This window comes from Pradoshia sp. Z3_51, from assembly GCF_058215915.1.
The window spans coordinates 197,427-215,349 of sequence record NZ_JBZAJC010000004.1; the positions used below are offsets into that span (position 1 = coordinate 197,427).

Annotated in this window: 17 protein-coding genes; all 17 read left to right on the forward strand. The window is 41.0% G+C overall.

The genetic code is table 11. From position 1 onward, the window contains the following. The first annotated feature begins 2 nt into the window (after window positions 1–2). The 17 genes from AC4BHA_RS10320 to AC4BHA_RS10400 all read left to right on the forward strand — a co-directional run bounded on the left by AC4BHA_RS10320 (window position 3) and on the right by AC4BHA_RS10400 (window position 17,917). Entirely contained in the window at window positions 3–1,103 is a 1,101-nt protein-coding gene (locus tag AC4BHA_RS10320; RefSeq protein ID WP_066103293.1) for an NADH-quinone oxidoreductase subunit D, read from the forward strand. Continuing rightward, window positions 1,103–2,104 (forward strand): NADH-quinone oxidoreductase subunit NuoH, encoded by a 1,002-nt coding sequence (gene nuoH / locus AC4BHA_RS10325; RefSeq protein ID WP_139892084.1) that lies wholly within the window; start codon window positions 1,103–1,105, stop codon window positions 2,102–2,104. Before AC4BHA_RS10320 ends, nuoH begins: the two co-directional genes overlap by 1 nt. Before the next feature lie 33 nt (window positions 2,105–2,137). Next, window positions 2,138–2,554 (forward strand): NADH-quinone oxidoreductase subunit NuoI, encoded by a 417-nt coding sequence (nuoI, locus tag AC4BHA_RS10330; protein WP_066103287.1) that lies wholly within the window; start codon window positions 2,138–2,140, stop codon window positions 2,552–2,554. Further along, window positions 2,554–3,105 (forward strand): NADH-quinone oxidoreductase subunit J, encoded by a 552-nt coding sequence (locus AC4BHA_RS10335; RefSeq protein WP_490558510.1) that lies wholly within the window; start codon window positions 2,554–2,556, stop codon window positions 3,103–3,105. Before nuoI ends, AC4BHA_RS10335 begins: the two co-directional genes overlap by 1 nt. Beyond that, a complete protein-coding gene (nuoK, locus tag AC4BHA_RS10340) occupies window positions 3,102–3,416 on the forward strand; it encodes an NADH-quinone oxidoreductase subunit NuoK (protein ID WP_066103278.1) in 315 nt (104 codons plus the stop codon). The genes AC4BHA_RS10335 and nuoK overlap by 4 nt, the downstream gene beginning before the upstream one ends. A gap of 66 nt (window positions 3,417–3,482) precedes the next feature. After that, window positions 3,483–5,348 (forward strand): NADH-quinone oxidoreductase subunit L, encoded by a 1,866-nt coding sequence (gene nuoL / locus AC4BHA_RS10345; RefSeq protein WP_490558511.1) that lies wholly within the window; start codon window positions 3,483–3,485, stop codon window positions 5,346–5,348. Then, a complete protein-coding gene (locus AC4BHA_RS10350) occupies window positions 5,345–6,865 on the forward strand; it encodes an NADH-quinone oxidoreductase subunit M (protein ID WP_139892087.1) in 1,521 nt (506 codons plus the stop codon). The genes nuoL and AC4BHA_RS10350 overlap by 4 nt, the downstream gene beginning before the upstream one ends. A gap of 3 nt (window positions 6,866–6,868) precedes the next feature. Further along, a complete protein-coding gene (gene nuoN, locus AC4BHA_RS10355; protein ID WP_139892088.1) occupies window positions 6,869–8,389 on the forward strand; it encodes an NADH-quinone oxidoreductase subunit NuoN in 1,521 nt (506 codons plus the stop codon). A gap of 307 nt (window positions 8,390–8,696) precedes the next feature. After that, a complete protein-coding gene (locus AC4BHA_RS10360) occupies window positions 8,697–8,930 on the forward strand; it encodes a DUF1146 family protein (RefSeq protein ID WP_066103265.1) in 234 nt (77 codons plus the stop codon). 87 nt (window positions 8,931–9,017) lie between these two features. Continuing rightward, complete coding sequence (locus AC4BHA_RS10365; protein ID WP_066103262.1) at window positions 9,018–9,728, forward strand: YwmB family TATA-box binding protein; 711 nt, start codon at window positions 9,018–9,020, stop codon at window positions 9,726–9,728. A gap of 32 nt (window positions 9,729–9,760) precedes the next feature. Next, complete coding sequence (murA, locus tag AC4BHA_RS10370; protein WP_066103259.1) at window positions 9,761–11,062, forward strand: UDP-N-acetylglucosamine 1-carboxyvinyltransferase; 1,302 nt, start codon at window positions 9,761–9,763, stop codon at window positions 11,060–11,062. A gap of 660 nt (window positions 11,063–11,722) precedes the next feature. Next, a complete protein-coding gene (gene spoIID / locus AC4BHA_RS10375; RefSeq protein WP_066103256.1) occupies window positions 11,723–12,742 on the forward strand; it encodes a stage II sporulation protein D in 1,020 nt (339 codons plus the stop codon). A 159-nt stretch (window positions 12,743–12,901) separates the two neighbouring features. Continuing rightward, window positions 12,902–13,738, forward strand: a complete 837-nt coding sequence (gene spoIIQ / locus AC4BHA_RS10380) for a stage II sporulation protein SpoIIQ (protein WP_490558512.1) — start codon at window positions 12,902–12,904, stop codon at window positions 13,736–13,738. A gap of 339 nt (window positions 13,739–14,077) precedes the next feature. Further along, window positions 14,078–14,344 (forward strand): sporulation transcriptional regulator SpoIIID, encoded by a 267-nt coding sequence (gene spoIIID / locus AC4BHA_RS10385; RefSeq protein ID WP_139892089.1) that lies wholly within the window; start codon window positions 14,078–14,080, stop codon window positions 14,342–14,344. A gap of 189 nt (window positions 14,345–14,533) precedes the next feature. Further along, entirely contained in the window at window positions 14,534–15,535 is a 1,002-nt protein-coding gene (locus AC4BHA_RS10390) for a rod shape-determining protein (protein ID WP_066103249.1), read from the forward strand. A 665-nt stretch (window positions 15,536–16,200) separates the two neighbouring features. Continuing rightward, window positions 16,201–17,034 carry a flagellar hook-basal body protein gene (locus AC4BHA_RS10395; RefSeq protein WP_490558513.1) on the forward strand — a complete coding sequence of 278 codons (834 nt, stop codon included), beginning with the start codon at window positions 16,201–16,203 and terminating at the stop codon, window positions 17,032–17,034. 37 nt (window positions 17,035–17,071) lie between these two features. Next, window positions 17,072–17,917, forward strand: a complete 846-nt coding sequence (locus AC4BHA_RS10400; RefSeq protein WP_490558514.1) for a flagellar hook-basal body protein — start codon at window positions 17,072–17,074, stop codon at window positions 17,915–17,917. The last annotated feature ends 6 nt before the right edge of the window (window positions 17,918–17,923 follow it).

Here is a 17,923-nt window from a genome sequence, read left to right on the forward strand (position 1 = left end):
GCATGATTCGAACGGAAGAAATGCTTTTGAATGTAGGGCCGCAGCATCCAAGTACACATGGTGTTCTGCGGATTGTCGTTAAAATTGATGGAGAAATCATTACCGAGGCAAAACCGGTTATTGGCTATTTACATAGAGGAACGGAAAAGCTGGCGGAGAACCTGCAATACACTCAAATTATTCCCTACACCGACCGGCTTGATTATTTATCTGCCATGACCAATAACTATGTGCTCTGCCATGCGGTCGAAACAATGATGAAGATTGAAGTGCCGGACCGGGCTGAGTATTTAAGGGTTATGGCCATGGAACTGGGGCGGATATCGAGCCATCTTGTGGCATGGGGGACATTCGTGCTGGATTTGGGAGCGACCAGTCCATTTATCTATGCATTCAGGGAAAGGGAAATGATTCTTAATTTCCTGAATGAGCTATCTGGTGCCCGACTGACATTTAATTATATGCGTGTTGGTGGTGTGAAATGGGATGCACCGGATGGATGGATTCAAAAGGTGGCTGAATTTATTCCATATATGCGTGAACAGCTGCAGGGATACCGTCAACTGGTAAGCGGAAATGAGATCTTTTTGACACGGGTGAAGGGTATAGGAATTTACTCCGCTGAAGAAGCGATTGCCTATTCATTAAGCGGTCCAAATTTAAGATGCACAGGTGTGAAACAGGACTTACGAAAAACGGCTCCTTATTCGATTTATGACCGTTTTGATTTTAAAATAGTTACACGTGAAACAGGGGATGTGTTATCCAGATATGAAATTCGTCTGGATGAAATCGAAGAATCCTTAAAGATTCTTGAACAATGTATTGAACAATTTCCTTCTGATGGGCCTGTTATGGCTAAGGTTCCAAAAATAATAAAGCCGCCAAAAGGGGAAGGGTACGTCCGAATTGAATCACCAAGAGGAGAAATCGGTTGTTACATAGCGAGCGAGGGAAAAAAAGAGCCGTACCGTCTTAAATTCAGGCGCCCGTCTTTTTACAACCTGCAAATTTTGCCGAAGTTATTAAAGGGAGAAAATATCGCCAATCTGGTTGCAATATTGGGTGCAATTGATATTGTCCTTGGGGAGGTTGATGGGTAATGATTCAAAATTTACTTACCTCAACTCCGAGCTGGAGTTCATTTGCAGTCTTTGCTGGTTCGGCAATTGTACTCATGTTCGTCATACTGGGATTCGTGACATTTGCCATTTTAGCAGAGCGAAAGGTTATGGGGTATATGCAGCTGCGCCATGGACCCAATCAGCTTGGAGGGAAATGGGGCTTACTCCAGACAGTTGCAGATGTCCTCAAATTGCTACTTAAGGAAGATACGATTCCGGATCAGGCTGATAAACCATTGTTTAAATTGGCTCCCTTTATTGCGTTTGCACCTGCGATGGTTGTTGTAGCTACATTGCCATTCACAGAAGCTCTGCAATTTGCGGATTTGGGTGTAGGGTTGCTCTATTATATTGCAGTATCTGGGGTTAGTACAGTTGGGATATTGGCAGCAGGATGGGCTTCCAATAATAAATATTCCTTAATGGGCGGGATGCGTGCAGGTGCACAAATGATTTCCTATGAGGTTCCGCTCGTCATGTCTGTGATTGGGATTGTTCTCTTAACAGGCAGCTTAAATTTAAATGATATTGTAGAATCCCAGGCAGGTGTTTGGAATATTATCCGCCAGCCAATTGCGTTTGTTGTCTTTCTGATAGCGGCAGTAGCAGAATTAAATCGCGTTCCTTTTGATTTATCCGAGGCTGAATCGGAGCTGGTAGCAGGATTTCATGTTGAATATTCGGGTTTTAGATGGGCATTCTTTATGCTTTCAGAGTATGTGTACATGTTTGCGATGGCCACATTGACTGTAATCCTGTTTTTTGGAGGGTGGCAGCCTCTCCCGTTCCTTGATTGGATTCCAGGTGCCGTTTGGTTCAGCTTGAAATGGTTTGCGGTCACGTTTTTCCTAGTTTGGATTCGTGTGACGTTCCCACGTTTACGAGCAGATCATTTAATGGAGTTTGGCTGGAAGGTGTTATTGCCGGTTGCCTTACTAAATATCTTTGTAACAGCATTAGTCATAAAAATAATAGCCTAAGATAGAGAGAGTAATAGAGGGAGGGAGAAAAAAATGTTCGGTTTAGCTAAGGGTCTGAAGTACACACTGAAGAATTTATCTCGTGAAAAAGTGACCTACGATTATCCAAATGAGTCGATTATGGTACCCGATCGTTTCCGCGGCATTCAAAAATTTTATCCCGAAAAATGCATTGTATGTAATCAATGTATGAATATTTGTCCAACAGATTGTATTCATCTGACAGGTAAAAAACACCCTGACTCTACTAAAAAAGGCAAAATTATCGATACCTATGATATAAATTTTGAGATTTGTATACTATGTGATTTATGTACAGAGGTTTGTCCAACTGAAGCCATTGTAATGACGAATAATTTTGAACTGGCGGAGTATAGCCGGGATGAGTTATTTAAGAATCTGGAGTGGCTTGATGAAAATGACGAAAATATTCGAAAGGTGAATCAATAATGAGTGGAGAAATGACAGCATTCATTGTGCTGGGATTAATAGCAATCTGCGGCGCTGTGCTGATGATCCATCTAACCAAGGTCATGCATATGATGGTGTCACTTGTGTTTACCTTTATCAGCATTGCCGGAATCTATGTGTTACTGTCAGCAGAGTTTGTGGCAGTAGTCCAAATCATGATTTATTCTGGAGCAATCACAATCATTATGCTTTTTGGAATTATGCTGACCAATCACCGCGACCCAAGTGTAACAAAGGCAAGCATGTGGAGGAAAGCCTTTGTCCTAATAGGGGTTTTGGGCTTTGCAGGTGCAGTCTATGCAGGCATTTATAATTTAAACTTTGCAGAGACTGTCAATACAGCGAGCGGCGAGACAGATCTGGTCAGTCAATCGAGTACCCTGCATTTAAATAATACAGAGAAAATTGGGATTGCTATTTATACGAAATTTGTGATTCCATTTGAGCTTGTATCCGTATTGCTGCTGGTTGCCTTGGTAGGTGCTGTCGTATTGGCGAAAAAAGATTCTCAGAAGGAGGAGGAGAAATGACTTCAGTTCCGCTTCCTGCCTATTTAACACTAGCGTTGACACTATTCTGTATTGGGCTTTATGGTGCTCTGACAAAGCGAAATATAATTATTGTCCTCGTATCGATTGAATTAATGCTAAATGCCGTGAATATCAATCTAGTAGCTTTCAGTAAGCTTGGACCGGCCCCTGCCATAACCGGGCAGGTATTTGCTTTGTTTGCGATTGCAGTAGCAGCTGCCGAGGCTGCAGTAGGACTCGCGATTTTATTTTCACTTTATCGGAATCGAAAAACTGTCAATATAGATGAAATGGACACATTGAAAAATTAACGTCAATGGATAACACGAATTGAAGAGGGGAACTGCTGCTCTTCAATCATAAGGGGAAATGTTTATATGATGAAGCTTGTATGGGTCATTCCTCTTTTCCCGCTCCTGTCATTTGTGCTTCTGCTTGTGGTTGGAAAGAGGCTGAAGGCTTCGAGTGCATACATAGGGATTGGCTTCACGTTACTTACTTTCCTTTTCTCCCTCCTGGTTCTCATTGGCCGCCTTCAATCACCAGACTATCGCTCTGTAGTGGATTGGCTAAGAATTGGTGAGAACCAAGTGACAATGGGGGTAGAGGTAAACCAATTAAATGCGTTGATGCTGGTGATTGTTTCACTTGTAAGCTTACTGGTACATATTTATTCAATTGGGTATATGCAAGGCGATGGAAGGGTGCCTGTTTTCTTTGCTTATTTGGGGCTGTTTACATTCGCCATGCTGGGTTTGGTGGTTTCACCGAATCTCCTGCAGCTCTATATCTTTTGGGAATTGGTCGGATTGGGATCATTCCTGTTGATTGGCTTTTATTTTTACAAGGATGCTGCCAGGCGCGCAGCTAAAAAAGCGTTTATTATGACCAGAATTGGAGATATCGGACTTTTAATCGGCATTATCATCTTATTCTGGAAAACAGGCAGCTTTGAGTATGAAGCGATTTTCTCAGCTGTAGAAAATGGAGTCCTGACTTCAGGCTGGATTACAGCCACAGCGCTGTTGATTTTTATTGGTGCTATCGGGAAATCTGGCCAGTTTCCATTACATACATGGCTTCCTGACGCGATGGAAGGCCCGACTCCCGTATCGGCATTAATCCATGCCGCTACCATGGTGGCAGCCGGCGTCTATTTAGTCGCAACGATGTTTCCTCTGTTTGCAGCGAGTGAAACAGCCATGCTGACTGTAGCGATTGTTGGTGCGTTTACAGCCATCTTTGCCGCTGCAATTGCCACAGTCCAAAAGGATATTAAACGGATCTTGGCTTACTCCACGGTCAGCCAGCTCGGCTATATGATGCTCGCACTTGGGACAGCAGGCTATGTGGCCGGTGTATTCCATTTAACGACTCATGCATTTTTTAAAGCACTATTGTTCCTGGCAGCCGGCAGTGTCATCCATGCTGTTCATACTCAAAATATCGACGAGATGGGTGGCTTGTGGAAAAAATTACGGCGAACTGGTCCATTGTTTTTAATCGGGACATTGGCCTTAACCGGATTTCCACTCCTATCAGGATTCTTTAGTAAGGATGAGATTCTTATATCTGTTTGGGAGAGCGGCCATACCGTCCTATTTATAGTTGCATTACTAACATCCATTTTGACGGCTTTTTATATGTTCCGCCTGTTCTTTATCGTATTTTGGGGACCATCATGTAATGAAACAAAGGATGTGCAGGAATCACCTGGTTCCATGACAGCTCCGATGATGATACTTGCTGTACTTTCTATCTTTGCAGGCTATGTTAACACCCCGTGGTTTGGAACTTTTCTTGGGGATTGGCTGGCTGATGGGAACCGATATCTGGACCATGCACATATAGAGGGGCCAATTTGGATACCTATTGTGGCAACTCTTGCCTTTTTAATTGGAAGCGGCACCGCCTGGCTGATTTATGGTAAAAGGAAAAGTGTCGGTGTGGAGAAGGAAGTTCCGGGACCGCTTTATCAAATACTGGAGAACAAATTTTATATCGATGAATTTTACGAGTTTACAATTGTGCGGATGGTGAAGGGCTTCGGAATGATTCTCTCCTGGGTTGAAAAATATATCCTGCAGGGAATTGTGTCATCTGTTTCTTACTTGATCAATTTTGGCGCTACTAAAGGTGCCAATGCGCATAATGGCCAAATGCAGATATATGGGACGATTGCTCTGATTGGCCTGGCTGCCGTACTTGTGATCTTTGCATGGACAGGAGGGTATGTCAGATGAACCCATATATTCTTAGTTTGCTCGTTTTCTCCCCTTTGCTAGGGATAGCTGGATTAATGTTTGTTTCGAAAAACAATGAAAACGCACTGAAACGATTAGGTATATTGGGAACCATTCCACCATTGATTCTTACAATCTACCTATATAGTGAATATCTATCTGGAACGAAATTTACGGTGTTTTCGGTTTTTCATAAGTGGTTTCAATTAGGAGGCGGGGGAGTTAGGCAAAGTCAATTATATGCCATACCCTTTGAACTGAGCCTGAACGGAATCTCCCTTGTGATGGTAATTCTTACAGCGATTTTATCAACATTGGCAGCACTAGCCTCTGTTCTTCAGATAAAAAAAGAATGGAAGGGCTATTTTATTCTTCTTCTCTTATTAGAGGTTGGTATGCTGGGTGTCTTCCTATCTCAGAATCTGATTTTATTCTTCCTCTTCTTTGAGGTTACCTTGGTGGCCATGTTCTTCTTGATTGGGAAATGGGGTTATTTCGACAAAGAAAAAGCCGCATTTAGCTTCTTGATTTATAACGGCTTAGGCTCTTGTATCCTCTTGTTTGTCATCATGGTACTTTTTGCGAGAACCGGCACAGCCAATATTGAGATATTGGGGCAAATCTTATCAGTTGGCGGGCAGACGCTTCTAGCTCCAATCAGTACAGAATTGAAATATATCCTCTTTACGGGGATTGTCATCGCTTTTGGAATCAAGCTGCCGATTTTTCCGTTCCATTCCTGGATGCTGCGAGTCCATGTACAGGCGCCTCCAGCAATTGTTATGCTGCATGCCGGAGTATTACTGAAGATTGGTGCTTATGGGTTAATCAGATTTGGAATGGGATTGTTCCCAGGTGAGTTTAAAGAGATGGCCTTTTGGATTGCTTTGCTTGGCGTCATTAATTTCCTATATGGTGCTTGGCTTGCTTTGCAACAAACGGATTTCAAGCTCGTGCTGGCCTATTCCTCAATCTCTCATATGGGAATTGTCCTTATGGGACTGGGGGCATTAAATACAGCAGGAATTCAGGGTGCTTTATTTCAGGTTGTATCTCATGGCTTGATCGCCGCCTTGCTTTTTTTACTGGTTGGCTTTCTTTATGAAAGAGTCGGAACTACAAATCTGAAAGAACTTGGTGGATTGGCTAAATCTATTCCGGTTTTCTCGGGGATTTTACTGGCAGGAGGGATGGCTTCACTCGGTTTGCCGGGGATGTCCGGTTTTATCAGTGAATTCATGGCGTTCATGGGATTGTTTAAGACCGAACCAATCCTTGCTGCCATTGGTACGTTAGGAATTGTATTGACTGCTGTTTACGTGCTGCGTGCCGTTCTAAATATGACATTTGGAGCGCCCAAGAACGAGTTATCCATCGCCGACTTAAAACCGAACGAAGCGGTACTGGCATTTGTATTACTTGGTTTTATTATTTTGATCGGCGTCTGCCCTGCCATCCTGGAAGGACCGCTTCAGGCTGAAATTGCTGACATGATGACAGGGATAGGGGGTGACTAAGATATGGATATGGAAACATTACTGTCGATGAACTGGAATTTAATGATACCTGAATTTATAATCCTTGGTGCAGCGATCATCCTCTCTATATTGGATTTATGCATGCCTAAACAATTTGGAAGAAAGGTACTTGGCTGGTTTGCTTTTGGTAGTATCGGGCTTGCCATCATTTCTTTAATTGGCTTATTCCCATTGGAGGCTGGCTCGATTTTGTATGATACATTCCGATTGGACGCCTTTGCCAAAGCATTTAAGCTTATACTTTTGATTGGATTAGCCTTTGTCATGGTGCTGGCTGTGGTACATAAACCGAGAGCTGGGATGCAGCCGTATCAGGCAGAATTTTATTATTTACTTCTAACTGCTTTATTAGGTGCCATGATCATGACATCAAGCGGAGATTTGATTACATTATTTGTGGGGCTAGAGCTTTTGTCCGTTTCATCCTATATTCTGGCTGGAATGCAGAAAAATAACCGAAAATCAGCTGAAGCTTCAATGAAATATGTGGTCAATGGGGGAATCTCGACAGCCATCATCCTGTTTGCACTGAGTTATATGTACGGCGTGAGCGGGACGACGAATATATTCGAAATTGGAACTATATTTGCCACCCAAGAAAACTCGCAGCTTCAATATATTGCTGGACTATCCTTCTTTATTTTCGTAATCGGGATATCCTTCAAGCTGGCAACCGTGCCTTTCCATATGTGGGCACCTGATGTATATGAAGGATCGCCGACGCCGGTGACTGCCTTCTTGAGTATTGTTTCAAAAGCAGCAGGCTTTGCGCTTTTACTTCGTATCGTTGTTACCGTGTTTTTAACAGCAACAATGGATGATATCGGATTCCTATCGATTTTTACGGCCAATCAAAACTATCTGGCTGTCCTGGCTAGTATAACGATGATTGCCGGAAATCTAATTGCATTAAGGCAAAAGAATCTGAAACGAATGCTTGCTTATTCAAGCATTGCCCATGCAGGATATTTGCTTGCTGCGGTTACAGCCTTTGGAGAATATACGATTGAATCGATTTGGTACTATTTTGCTGCATACATCCTAATGATGACCGGGGCCTTTGCCGTCATCCAATTCATAGCAGAAGATAGGAAGATTGGGGACGAGGATCAATATATGATGGCCGGCCTGTATAAAAAATCACCATTTTTGGCGGTTTCCATGTGTATTTTCATTCTCTCCATGGCAGGAATTCCTGGTACGGCAGGATTCATTGCAAAGCTGAATATTTTCATGAACCTTTTTGCGAAGGAACAAGGCCATTATATACTGGCAGCAATCATGCTGGTGACTACCGTAATTTCCTATCTCTATTACTTCAACATCATTGTCCATCTCTTTATGAGGACGGAAGAAGAAACAAAAGGTAAGATGAAAATATCAGTCATCCACTATGTAATCGGAATTTGTGCTGTGGGATCGATCCTGTTCGGATTATTCCCTCATTATTTGCTCGATTTCTTCCATCAGAACTTCACGGATATATATCAAATGTTAAAATAAATTTACATGACCAGGAGGGAAAATACCTCCTGGCTTTTTATTTGTTTTCTTTGTAAAGAAAACTTAATAATTACCATTAAATTGTGAAGAAGTGAATCTAGCTATTAACAGGTGTTATGTTGTAAAATAATATTATGCGTGCCTAAATATGTCTGTTTATTACATTATTTGATAGAATCCGTTTATTTCATACGATTTAGATTCTTTTTGTTAGAAAATGTCGATAATTTGTAGAAAAAGAGGAACGGTCCTTTTAAATATGGTACACTGAATTCGTATATCTTTAGTTTTGAAAGGAAAAAAGACCATGAATTCATTCGGAATGCAAGCTTTGCTCAGTATTGTGAGTCATTTGTTTTTTATAGCTGTTACATGGTGGGCATTACAAGCGCTGCACTTTGATAAGCTGCTGAGAGCAGGAAGAGTATTTCAGGCAAGAGTGCTGTATATATTGCTGACCATTACCATCGGTTCAGCAGTCAGCGGATTTTTTCTTGATTACTGGAGTTATGCTCAGCAATTAACGAATCTCTTTAATTAACCGAAGCTGTCAGAAAGTGACGAACGGATTTCTGTATGCATATGATTCCCTAAGGTAAAACTAAGGCAATAGGGGAGAGTGGCATACATGAAAAAAGTGATTCTTTCAATAATTGTTGGTTTGATGATTTTATATGTGGGGAATAAAACGACAGAAGCATTGGCTAAAAGCGACTTGCTAATGATTGCTGAGGGTATAAAGCGTGTCGATCCAGCAGCAGAAATAACGGATTGGATTGTTTTGGCCCGAGCAAGTGTTGATAATCAATTTTCTGAAGTGGCGGCTGACATACAGACTGAATATACCAATTATGTTTGGAGCGAAGATTCCAGCAGCAACGGAAAAACATTGGTTGGTACATATCTGAATGAAAAGTTGAATATTACCTCGAAGATTAAAATCATGTCCAGTGATTCACAAAAAACAGTTCTAATTACGAGTATAGAAGGGACTGAGTGGACACGTGGACAAGTTGATTTTATCCAAAACTGGCTAAAAAATGGGACAAAGGTCATGTTTAAGGACCCCCCTCACTATTTCTCTTGTATCAAAGGGATAACCGGTGCTAATATGGATAAGGTTCTACTAAAAAACTGGATGAATGAATATGAAGCTAAGTCAATGGAAAGTGCAATAGAAAGTAATTTTATTTCTGTTGCTGCAAAAAGCAATCAATTTAAGAATATGATGACCAATGGAATGAACCTCCAACTGGCCTTTCGAGATATCAGAGAGGATCAAAAGAACAGTGGGACACAGTTTACCATTGGCACACCGATAATAGCATTTGAATACTAATATAGAGATATTGAACGCGGAGGGGAATAACTTTGGAAAAAATCATTGTCCGCGGCGGAAACAGGTTAGAAGGTACAGTTCGTGTAGAGGGTGCAAAAAACGCCGTTTTACCTGTATTAGCTGCAACATTATTAGCAAGTGAAGGAAAAAGCGTTCTTAAAGACGTTCCGGAGCTATCCGATGTATATACAATTAATGAAGTAATCCGAAATTTAAATACAGAAGTCACTTTTAGCAATAATACTGTAACAGTGGATGCCTCAAAGCCATTAGCAGAAGAAGCGCCGTTCGAATACGTTCGTAAAATGCGTGCTTCAGTCCTTGTAATGGGATCTTTATTGGCTAGAAACGGAAAAGCTCGCGTCGCTTTACCTGGCGGCTGTGCAATTGGTTCACGTCCAATTGATCAGCATCTAAAAGGGTTTGAAGCAATGGGCGCTAAAGTGAGAGTCGGCAACGGTTTTATCGAAGCTGAGGTTGATGGTCGTCTTAAAGGTGCAAAAATCTATTTGGATTTCCCAAGTGTAGGAGCTACTGAAAACATCATGATGGCTGCTGCATTGGCAGATGGTGTCACTGTATTAGATAACTGTGCAAAAGAACCTGAAATTGTGGACCTGGCTAACTATTTGAATAAAATGGGTGCAAAGGTTAAGGGTGCAGGAACAGCTACAATCCGTATTGAGGGTGTAGAAAAGCTATATGGTACTGAACATTACATTATTCCTGACCGTATTGAAGCTGGAACTTTCATGGTTGCTGCTGCAATTACAGGCGGAAATGTATTGGTGCAAGGTGCAGTAATGGAGCACTTATCCTCTCTTGTGGCTAAAATGGAAGAGATGGGTATTACAATCAAAGAAGAGAAAGATGGCCTGCGTGTAATTGGGTCAGATAGCATGAAAGCAGTAGATATTAAAACAATGCCGCATCCAGGGTTCCCGACTGATATGCAATCTCAAATGATGGCATTGTTGTTACGTGCCAATGGAATAAGCATGATTACTGAAACGGTCTTCGAAAACCGCTTTATGCATGTAGAAGAATTCCGTCGCATGAACGCTGATATTAAAATTGATGGCCGTTCTGTTATAATTTCTGGAGAAGCAAACCTTCAGGGAGCTGAAGTAGCAGCTACAGATCTGCGCGCAGCAGCAGCCTTGATTTTATCCGGACTTGTTGCTGACGGTGTCACTCGGGTAACAGAGCTTAAGCACTTGGATCGTGGATATGTGAATTTCCATGGTAAACTTGCTGCGCTTGGTGCAGATATCGAGCGTATTAATGAATCCTCTGAGCAGGAAGAATCTACAGTTATTGCGGAAAACGCGTAAATTTTAGTGCGTTGAAAGCCAGACAGAAATGTCTGGCTTTTTCGTTTTCACGAAAAACGGTGGAAAATTTAGTGGTTACCTTTATATAAATATCAACGTATATAGAGTTACCCACAGGTGTATAAACAAATTAACAACAAGTTATTCACAATTGTAACAGGGTTATCAACAGCCTTATCCACATAAATGGGTGTGAAAATAGCTCTCCAACATTTCAAACCTTTATTTTTCAAGTTTTTTTAAAGATTTTATTAAAAATATTGGTCGTTCACTAGTTATCCACAACTTTATACACAATTCCATCACTTCTGGGGGTAACTCACTAAATAATCTGAAATTTTAATAGACTATAATTGATAAAATAAAGGAAAGGAGATTTTTAGTTTGAAAGACATAAGCGTATCGACCATAATAAAACTTATTTTAATTGTTTGCTTAGCGGTTTTAATCTTTAAGGTAGCTAAGATTTTATTTGATGTTTTATTGTTTGGAATCATTCTATATATTTTATTTAGTCTTTACAGAAACTATGAAAAGAAAAAGAAGAATCATTCCTAATAAATAGTTTGCCCCTCTTAACTATTTATAGACATATTCATATAAGAGAATTCATACATATGAAGTGTTGGACAGTTAACTGAATAGAGGGGAGACTACTATATGAAGCATTGGAAACCGATTATTTTTGCTATTAGTCTTGTTGCAGCCGTTACTATTATGATTCCCACACTCCTGGTCGCACCTTTTAATGATGATGAAGCAGAGGCTGAGCAGCACGTGTTAAGGGAACCGAAACAGCAGCCGGAGAAAAAGGCCGAGATACAAACAACCATCCAAGTGTACAGAAACACTCAAAAGACGGTGGAGGCTGTAGATTTGGAGGAATACGTAGCTGGTGTAGTTGCCGCTGAAATGCCTGCTAATTTCGAGTTAGAGGCATTAAAGGCACAAGCCCTGACAGCCAGAACGTTTATCGTAAAGGCACTTACAGCCACAACGAAGAAGGAAATTCCAAAGGGTGCCGATATAACGGATACTGTGAATGATCAGGTCTATTTAAATGATAAAGAGTTAAAAGCTGCCTGGGGAAATAAATATCAAACGAATATGCAAAAGATTAAAGAGGCCGTTTCCGCAACGAAAGGGCAGCTTTTAACCTATAAGGAAGAATTAATTACTCCATCTTTTTTCTCAACCAGCAATGGATACACCGAGAACTCAGAAGATTACTGGCCGAATGCACTTCCATACCTGCGCAGTGTGGCCAGTCCCTGGGATGAGAAATCCCCAAAATATTTAAGCGAAACAACGATATCGTTATCAGAGTTTGAACGTCTCCTAAATGTGAAGGTTGCGAGCAAAGAGGATGTTGGCAAGATAATTAGCCGAACAGAAGGAAATCGAATTGGAGAAATCGAGATAGGCGGTAAACGTCTCACTGGTAAAAAGGTAAGAGAGCAGCTTGGCCTTAAATCAAGTGATTTCTCCTGGTACAAAAAGGGCGACCAAGTTGTAATCACGACAAAGGGCTACGGTCATGGAGTAGGAATGAGTCAGTATGGAGCGAACGGAATGGCACAGTCAGGTAAATCCTATAAGGATATCATCTCCTACTATTATAAAGACGTAAAAATATCACAGGCAACAGCCTACCTGCCTACGTATACAGCGAAGAAGTGAACTGATCAGAGCCTTTGTATAGGCTCTTTTTTATTTTCTTCTTATAAATAAATTATTTCATGCATAATTTCAGCTTGTATTACAAAAGATATAAATTTTTTCACCGCCCATGTATATATTTTCTGAAAAGTGTTCAGAATGATGACAGAGGTGATGAAAATGAGAGAGGAAGAAAATAAACGATCTTCTCAGTCAAAAGTAAAAAGTATAATGAAAAAGCGTTGGTTTTTGCCGGCAGTTTATATTTTTAGTGCAGCGGTCCTTTTGACAGGTATTTTAGTTTATCAAGCAAGCGATAATGAATTTACGCAAGATCCATCTGAGAACAAACAAAACATTACGTCTGAAAATAATGAGCCATCTATTGAAGTGAACAATTCGCTGGAAACCTTCACAATTCCAATGAGCGAGGCAGAGTCTGCTGTCATTAAAAAGGAATTTTATGATGTGGATGGAGATACAAAGCAACAGGAAGCATCCCTTGTTGTCTATAATAATACGTATCAGCCTAACACAGGAATCGACTATGCCATGAAGGATGGAAAAGGCTTTGATGTTACGGCTGCTATGAGCGGAAAAGTGAAAAGTGTGCAGGAAGATGCATTACTCGGTAACTTAGTTGTTGTTGAGCACGATAAAGGGATAGAAACTCATTATTCCTCCATTAAGGATATTAAAGTAAAAGAGGGAGACAACCTTAAACAAGGTGAAACCTTTGCCAAAGGCGGAACAAGTGCTATTAATGAAGAAGCTGGCACCCATGTCCATTTCGAAGTAAGAAAAGATAATGTTGCTGTCAACCCGTTAGAGTATCTTGATAAACCAATCAGTTCTTTGAAAGCTGAGAAAAAAGAAGCCGATACAAAGGCTAAAGATTCAGCTGATCAAGAAAAAGAAGAAACAACTGAAAATCAAGATGATGCAGGTAATGAAACATCTGAGGACTCAAATGAGAATCAAGAGTCCGATCCAAATCAAGAACCAGGTAACGAATAAAGAAAATGCCTTCAGGCTCTATTGTCTGGAGGCATTTTTTTCGACGTATTGCCTGTTATTTCTCGGGAAATAGTGCAGGAAAAAAAGTTGTCGAATAGGCTTAAATGGCACGAAAACCAAAGAAGTCTTGTCCTTATTGCATGTTTTGTGCATAAAAGTGGAACCAAGCTAATAAACTTTTACAAACCTGACACATAGAGAATGCAAGAGGTGAAGACTCGTTAAATCTATCAGGAATCCAAGACAATGAATTACTCATTCATAAAAATACATACTAAAGGCTGCAATACAGCGAATCAACATCTCGTACTTCTCAAAAAAATAGGGAGGGCGAGGGAATTGCACGATTACATCAAAGAAAGAACTATCAAGATTGGAAAGTATATCGTGGAAACGAGAAAAACAGTTCGCGTAATCGCGAAGGAGTTTGGTGTATCCAAAAGTACTGTCCATAAAGATCTAACTGAACGACTGCCAGATATAAATCCGGAATTGGCTAATGAGGTTAAGGAAATACTTGATTATCATAAATCAATCAGGCATTTAAGAGGCGGAGAAGCAACCAAGCAGAAGTATAAAAAAACAGAGGAAGAGCCGGTTCAGTAATTGAATAACAGGAGGAAGGGGCCGGAGGAAATCAACGGCCTTTTTAATTTGAGTCATATTCCCTACACTGTTCCTGAATATGGCAGATTTTTTGGTAATATAGTTCCTTTTGTTCTACAAAATATGATAAAATTTTTAATTAGTACAGTAGAAGGAATTGTAGAGTTCCTTGAGGAGGATAATTAGGTTATGTTTTCGAGAGATATTGGAATCGATTTAGGTACTGCAAATGTACTCATTTATGTAAAGGGTAAAGGAATTGTGCTGAATGAGCCATCTGTCGTAGCCTTGGATAAGAATACTAATCGTGTATTAGCTGTTGGAGAAGAAGCACGCCGTATGGTTGGCCGTACTCCAGGACATATTGTTGCCATTCGACCGCTTAAAGATGGAGTGATTGCTGACTTTGATGTAACGGAATCCATGTTAAAATACTTCATTAACAAATTGGACGTAAAAGGATTCTTATCAAAACCACGTATCTTGATTTGCTGTCCAACTAATATTACAAGCGTTGAACAAAAAGCGATTCGTGAAGCAGCAGAGAAAAGCGGCGGCAAAAAGATTTACCTTGAGGAAGAGCCAAAGGTAGCGGCAATCGGCGCAGGTATGGACATCTTCCAACCAAGCGGTAACATGGTCATCGATATCGGCGGAGGCACAACTGACATTGCCGTATTATCAATGGGGGATATCGTTACATCAGCATCCATAAAAATGGCTGGTGACAAATTTGATGCCGAGATTCTAAATTACATCAAACGTACATACAAGCTTTTAATCGGAGAGCGTACAGCTGAAGATATAAAAGTGAAAGTTGCGACCGTTTTTAAAGGTTCCCGTAATGAAACTATTGATATTCGCGGACGTGATATGGTGACAGGGCTACCAAAAACCATCACAGTTGGTTCAGAAGAAATCGAAGAGGCATTACGTGAGTCCATTCATGTCATTGTTCATGCAGCAAAATCTGTGTTGGAGCAAACACCTCCAGAACTATCCGCTGATATTATTGATCGCGGAGTAATTCTAACAGGCGGCGGAGCTCTGCTTCACGGCATGGACATGTTATTGGCTGAAGAACTAAAGGTACCTGTATTAATCGCAGAAAATCCAATGGATTGCGTAGCAATAGGAACAGGTATGATGCTTGATAATATCGATCGCATCACGCGCCGTAAATTAGTTTAATCGCCAGGCAATAAAAAAACCAGTTCAGTTGATGAACTGGTTTTTTTATATGTATAAAGGGATGTCCTCTGTTGGAGGGCAATGCCGTGCATGGGAATGATTCATCTATGATGCGACCTGTGCCTGTGTAAAGGTGGGTGAAAGGCAGGTGAAAGGTAGGTGAGAGGTTGTAGTGAAGCAGGTATGGTCCGCCTATGCCCTGGCTATGAGGCACCTATACCCGGGTATAGGCCGGTCAAAGGTAGGTGAAAGGTAGAGGAAAGCAGGTATGGTCCACCTATGCCCTGGCTATGAGGTACCTATACCCGGGTAAAGGTCGGTCAAAGGTAGGTGAAAGGCAGAGGAAAGCAGGTATGGTCCACCTATGCCCTGGCTATGAGGCACCTATACCCGGGTATAGGTCGGTCAAAGGTAGGTGAAGGGTAGAGGAAGGAAAGCAGCTATGCTCCGCCTATGCCCCGGCTATGGAGCGCCTATACCCGACCTATGCAACACCTCTACAACATCTCTCCTTCCACACAACTCCAGTTAACACTACAAAGTCCACATATACTCCCCCTATGTCGAGAGAAATCGGTTTTTAGGAAAAAAGTCCGTATCTTATAAAATTATTCCCTATATAATGGTAATATGGCTGTTTGTTAGGCCTATTTGGGGGTGGAGAAATGTTTAAAGGATTCTATACAGCGGCATCCGGTATGCTGGCTCAGCAACGCAAAACGGAGCTGCTTGCAAATAATTTAGCGAATGCCAATACGGTCGGATATAAAGAGGATCAAGCGAGTGTACGCTCATTTCCAGAAATGCTGCTTAGCAGTTATGAAAAAGTGAATCTTCCCGTTGAGGAATCAGTATCCATCAATCATTCAAAATATGTGGGTGCATTGAACACGGGTGTTTATGTACAAGAGACTATCCCGTCTTTTTCACAGGGTGATGTTAAAACAACCGACAATACTACGGACATGGCTATTGTAGATCAAGCTATGCCTATTTATCCTGAAAGGAATCAACCGGGTACGGCCCTGTTTACAGTTGAGACTCCTGATGGCTTGAGATATACACGAAACGGGAATTTTACATTAGATGGCTCAGGCTATTTAACAACTGCTAACGGTTATTATGTCCTAGATGAGAATAGGGAACGTATCCTTTTAAACTCCGAAAATTTTGCGATTAGTTCTCAGGGTGAGATATCTGAGGGAACATTGAATAGAGGACGAATTGGAATAAGCTTTAGCGCTACTCCAACGGCACAGCTCATCAAGGAAGGCGATGGATTATACCGGATCAATGAAGGAGAGCTGCCTTCTGCCTATACATTAAATAATGTTCAATTTGCTGTTCAACAAGGTTCAATTGAACAGTCTAATGTGGATTCATCTAAAACAATGACTGATATGATGGCTGCCTATCGTACATTTGAAGCCAATCAAAAGATTGTACAAGCCTATGATCAAAGCATGCAAAAAACCGTCAATGAAATAGGTAAGCTGTAAACGATAAAGAGCTGAATGAAGAGGAGGGTAAATAAGGATGAATCGAATGATGATAACCTCATCAAATACAATGGGGCAGCTGCAAAAGAAGCTGGAAACAGTTTCGAATAATATCTCAAATACTTCGACGACCGGTTTTAAAAGAAAAGAAACCTATTTCTCAGACATGCTCGCTCAGGAATTCAATAATCAGGAGCGAACTGAGAAGGAAAAAGGCCGATTGACGCCAAATGGTATTCGAGTGGGTGTTGGCGCAAAAATGAGTCAGTCTCAGCTTAATTTGGCACAGGGTAATCTGCAAAAAACGGAACGTGACTTGGATGTCGCCCTTACTAATGAGAATTTATTTTTTGCCATTCGCACGGCAGATGGCACTAGCAGTGAGCTTGGTTACACAAGGGATGGGGCTTTTTATCTTAGTCCAGCTTCTGATGGATCTAATCAAGTGCAATTGGTAACATCAAATGGCAGTGCAGTATTGGATGAAAATAATCAGGAAATTAGGATAAATGGTAACCCTAGTGACATAACATTTACAGATAAAGGCCAGCTAAATGTCACTACTGAAAATGGGACTCAATCATTTAATCTGGGGATTATCTCCGTCAAGAAGCCACAATTTATGGAAATGATAAATAATAATACTTTCACTCTTCCGAAAAATATGGCACAATTGGATGTATCAGAAAACGACATATATACCCAACTAACCGGTGCTTTTAGAGAAGAAATTTCTATGGTTCAAGGAAACTTGGAGCAATCTAATGTCGATATTAGTACTGAGATGACAGAAATGATGCAAACTCAGAGGTTATATCAATTTCAATCACGAACGGTTAGTATGGCCGATCAAATGATGGGGTTGGTCAACGGTATTCGTTAAAGGAGT

Bases quoted from the DNA above. Each gene is read 5' to 3' on its own strand.
- AC4BHA_RS10360 (WP_066103265.1), top strand. From the start codon at position 8,697: ATGAATTCATTCGGAATGCAAGCTTTGCTCAGTATTGTGAGTCATTTG.
- nuoN (WP_139892088.1), top strand. From the start codon at position 6,869: ATGGATATGGAAACATTACTGTCGATGAACTGGAATTTAATGATACCT.
- spoIID (WP_066103256.1), top strand. From the start codon at position 11,723: ATGAAGCATTGGAAACCGATTATTTTTGCTATTAGTCTTGTTGCAGCC.
- AC4BHA_RS10365 (WP_066103262.1), top strand. From the start codon at position 9,018: ATGAAAAAAGTGATTCTTTCAATAATTGTTGGTTTGATGATTTTATAT.
- nuoI (WP_066103287.1), top strand. From the start codon at position 2,138: ATGTTCGGTTTAGCTAAGGGTCTGAAGTACACACTGAAGAATTTATCT.
- AC4BHA_RS10390 (WP_066103249.1), top strand. From the start codon at position 14,534: ATGTTTTCGAGAGATATTGGAATCGATTTAGGTACTGCAAATGTACTC.
- nuoL (WP_490558511.1), top strand. From the start codon at position 3,483: ATGATGAAGCTTGTATGGGTCATTCCTCTTTTCCCGCTCCTGTCATTT.
- AC4BHA_RS10395 (WP_490558513.1), top strand. From the start codon at position 16,201: ATGTTTAAAGGATTCTATACAGCGGCATCCGGTATGCTGGCTCAGCAA.
- nuoK (WP_066103278.1), top strand. From the start codon at position 3,102: ATGACTTCAGTTCCGCTTCCTGCCTATTTAACACTAGCGTTGACACTA.
- spoIIQ (WP_490558512.1), top strand. From the start codon at position 12,902: ATGAGAGAGGAAGAAAATAAACGATCTTCTCAGTCAAAAGTAAAAAGT.
- AC4BHA_RS10400 (WP_490558514.1), top strand. From the start codon at position 17,072: ATGAATCGAATGATGATAACCTCATCAAATACAATGGGGCAGCTGCAA.
- AC4BHA_RS10350 (WP_139892087.1), top strand. From the start codon at position 5,345: ATGAACCCATATATTCTTAGTTTGCTCGTTTTCTCCCCTTTGCTAGGG.
- AC4BHA_RS10320 (WP_066103293.1), top strand. From the start codon at position 3: ATGATTCGAACGGAAGAAATGCTTTTGAATGTAGGGCCGCAGCATCCA.
- nuoH (WP_139892084.1), top strand. From the start codon at position 1,103: ATGATTCAAAATTTACTTACCTCAACTCCGAGCTGGAGTTCATTTGCA.
- AC4BHA_RS10335 (WP_490558510.1), top strand. From the start codon at position 2,554: ATGAGTGGAGAAATGACAGCATTCATTGTGCTGGGATTAATAGCAATC.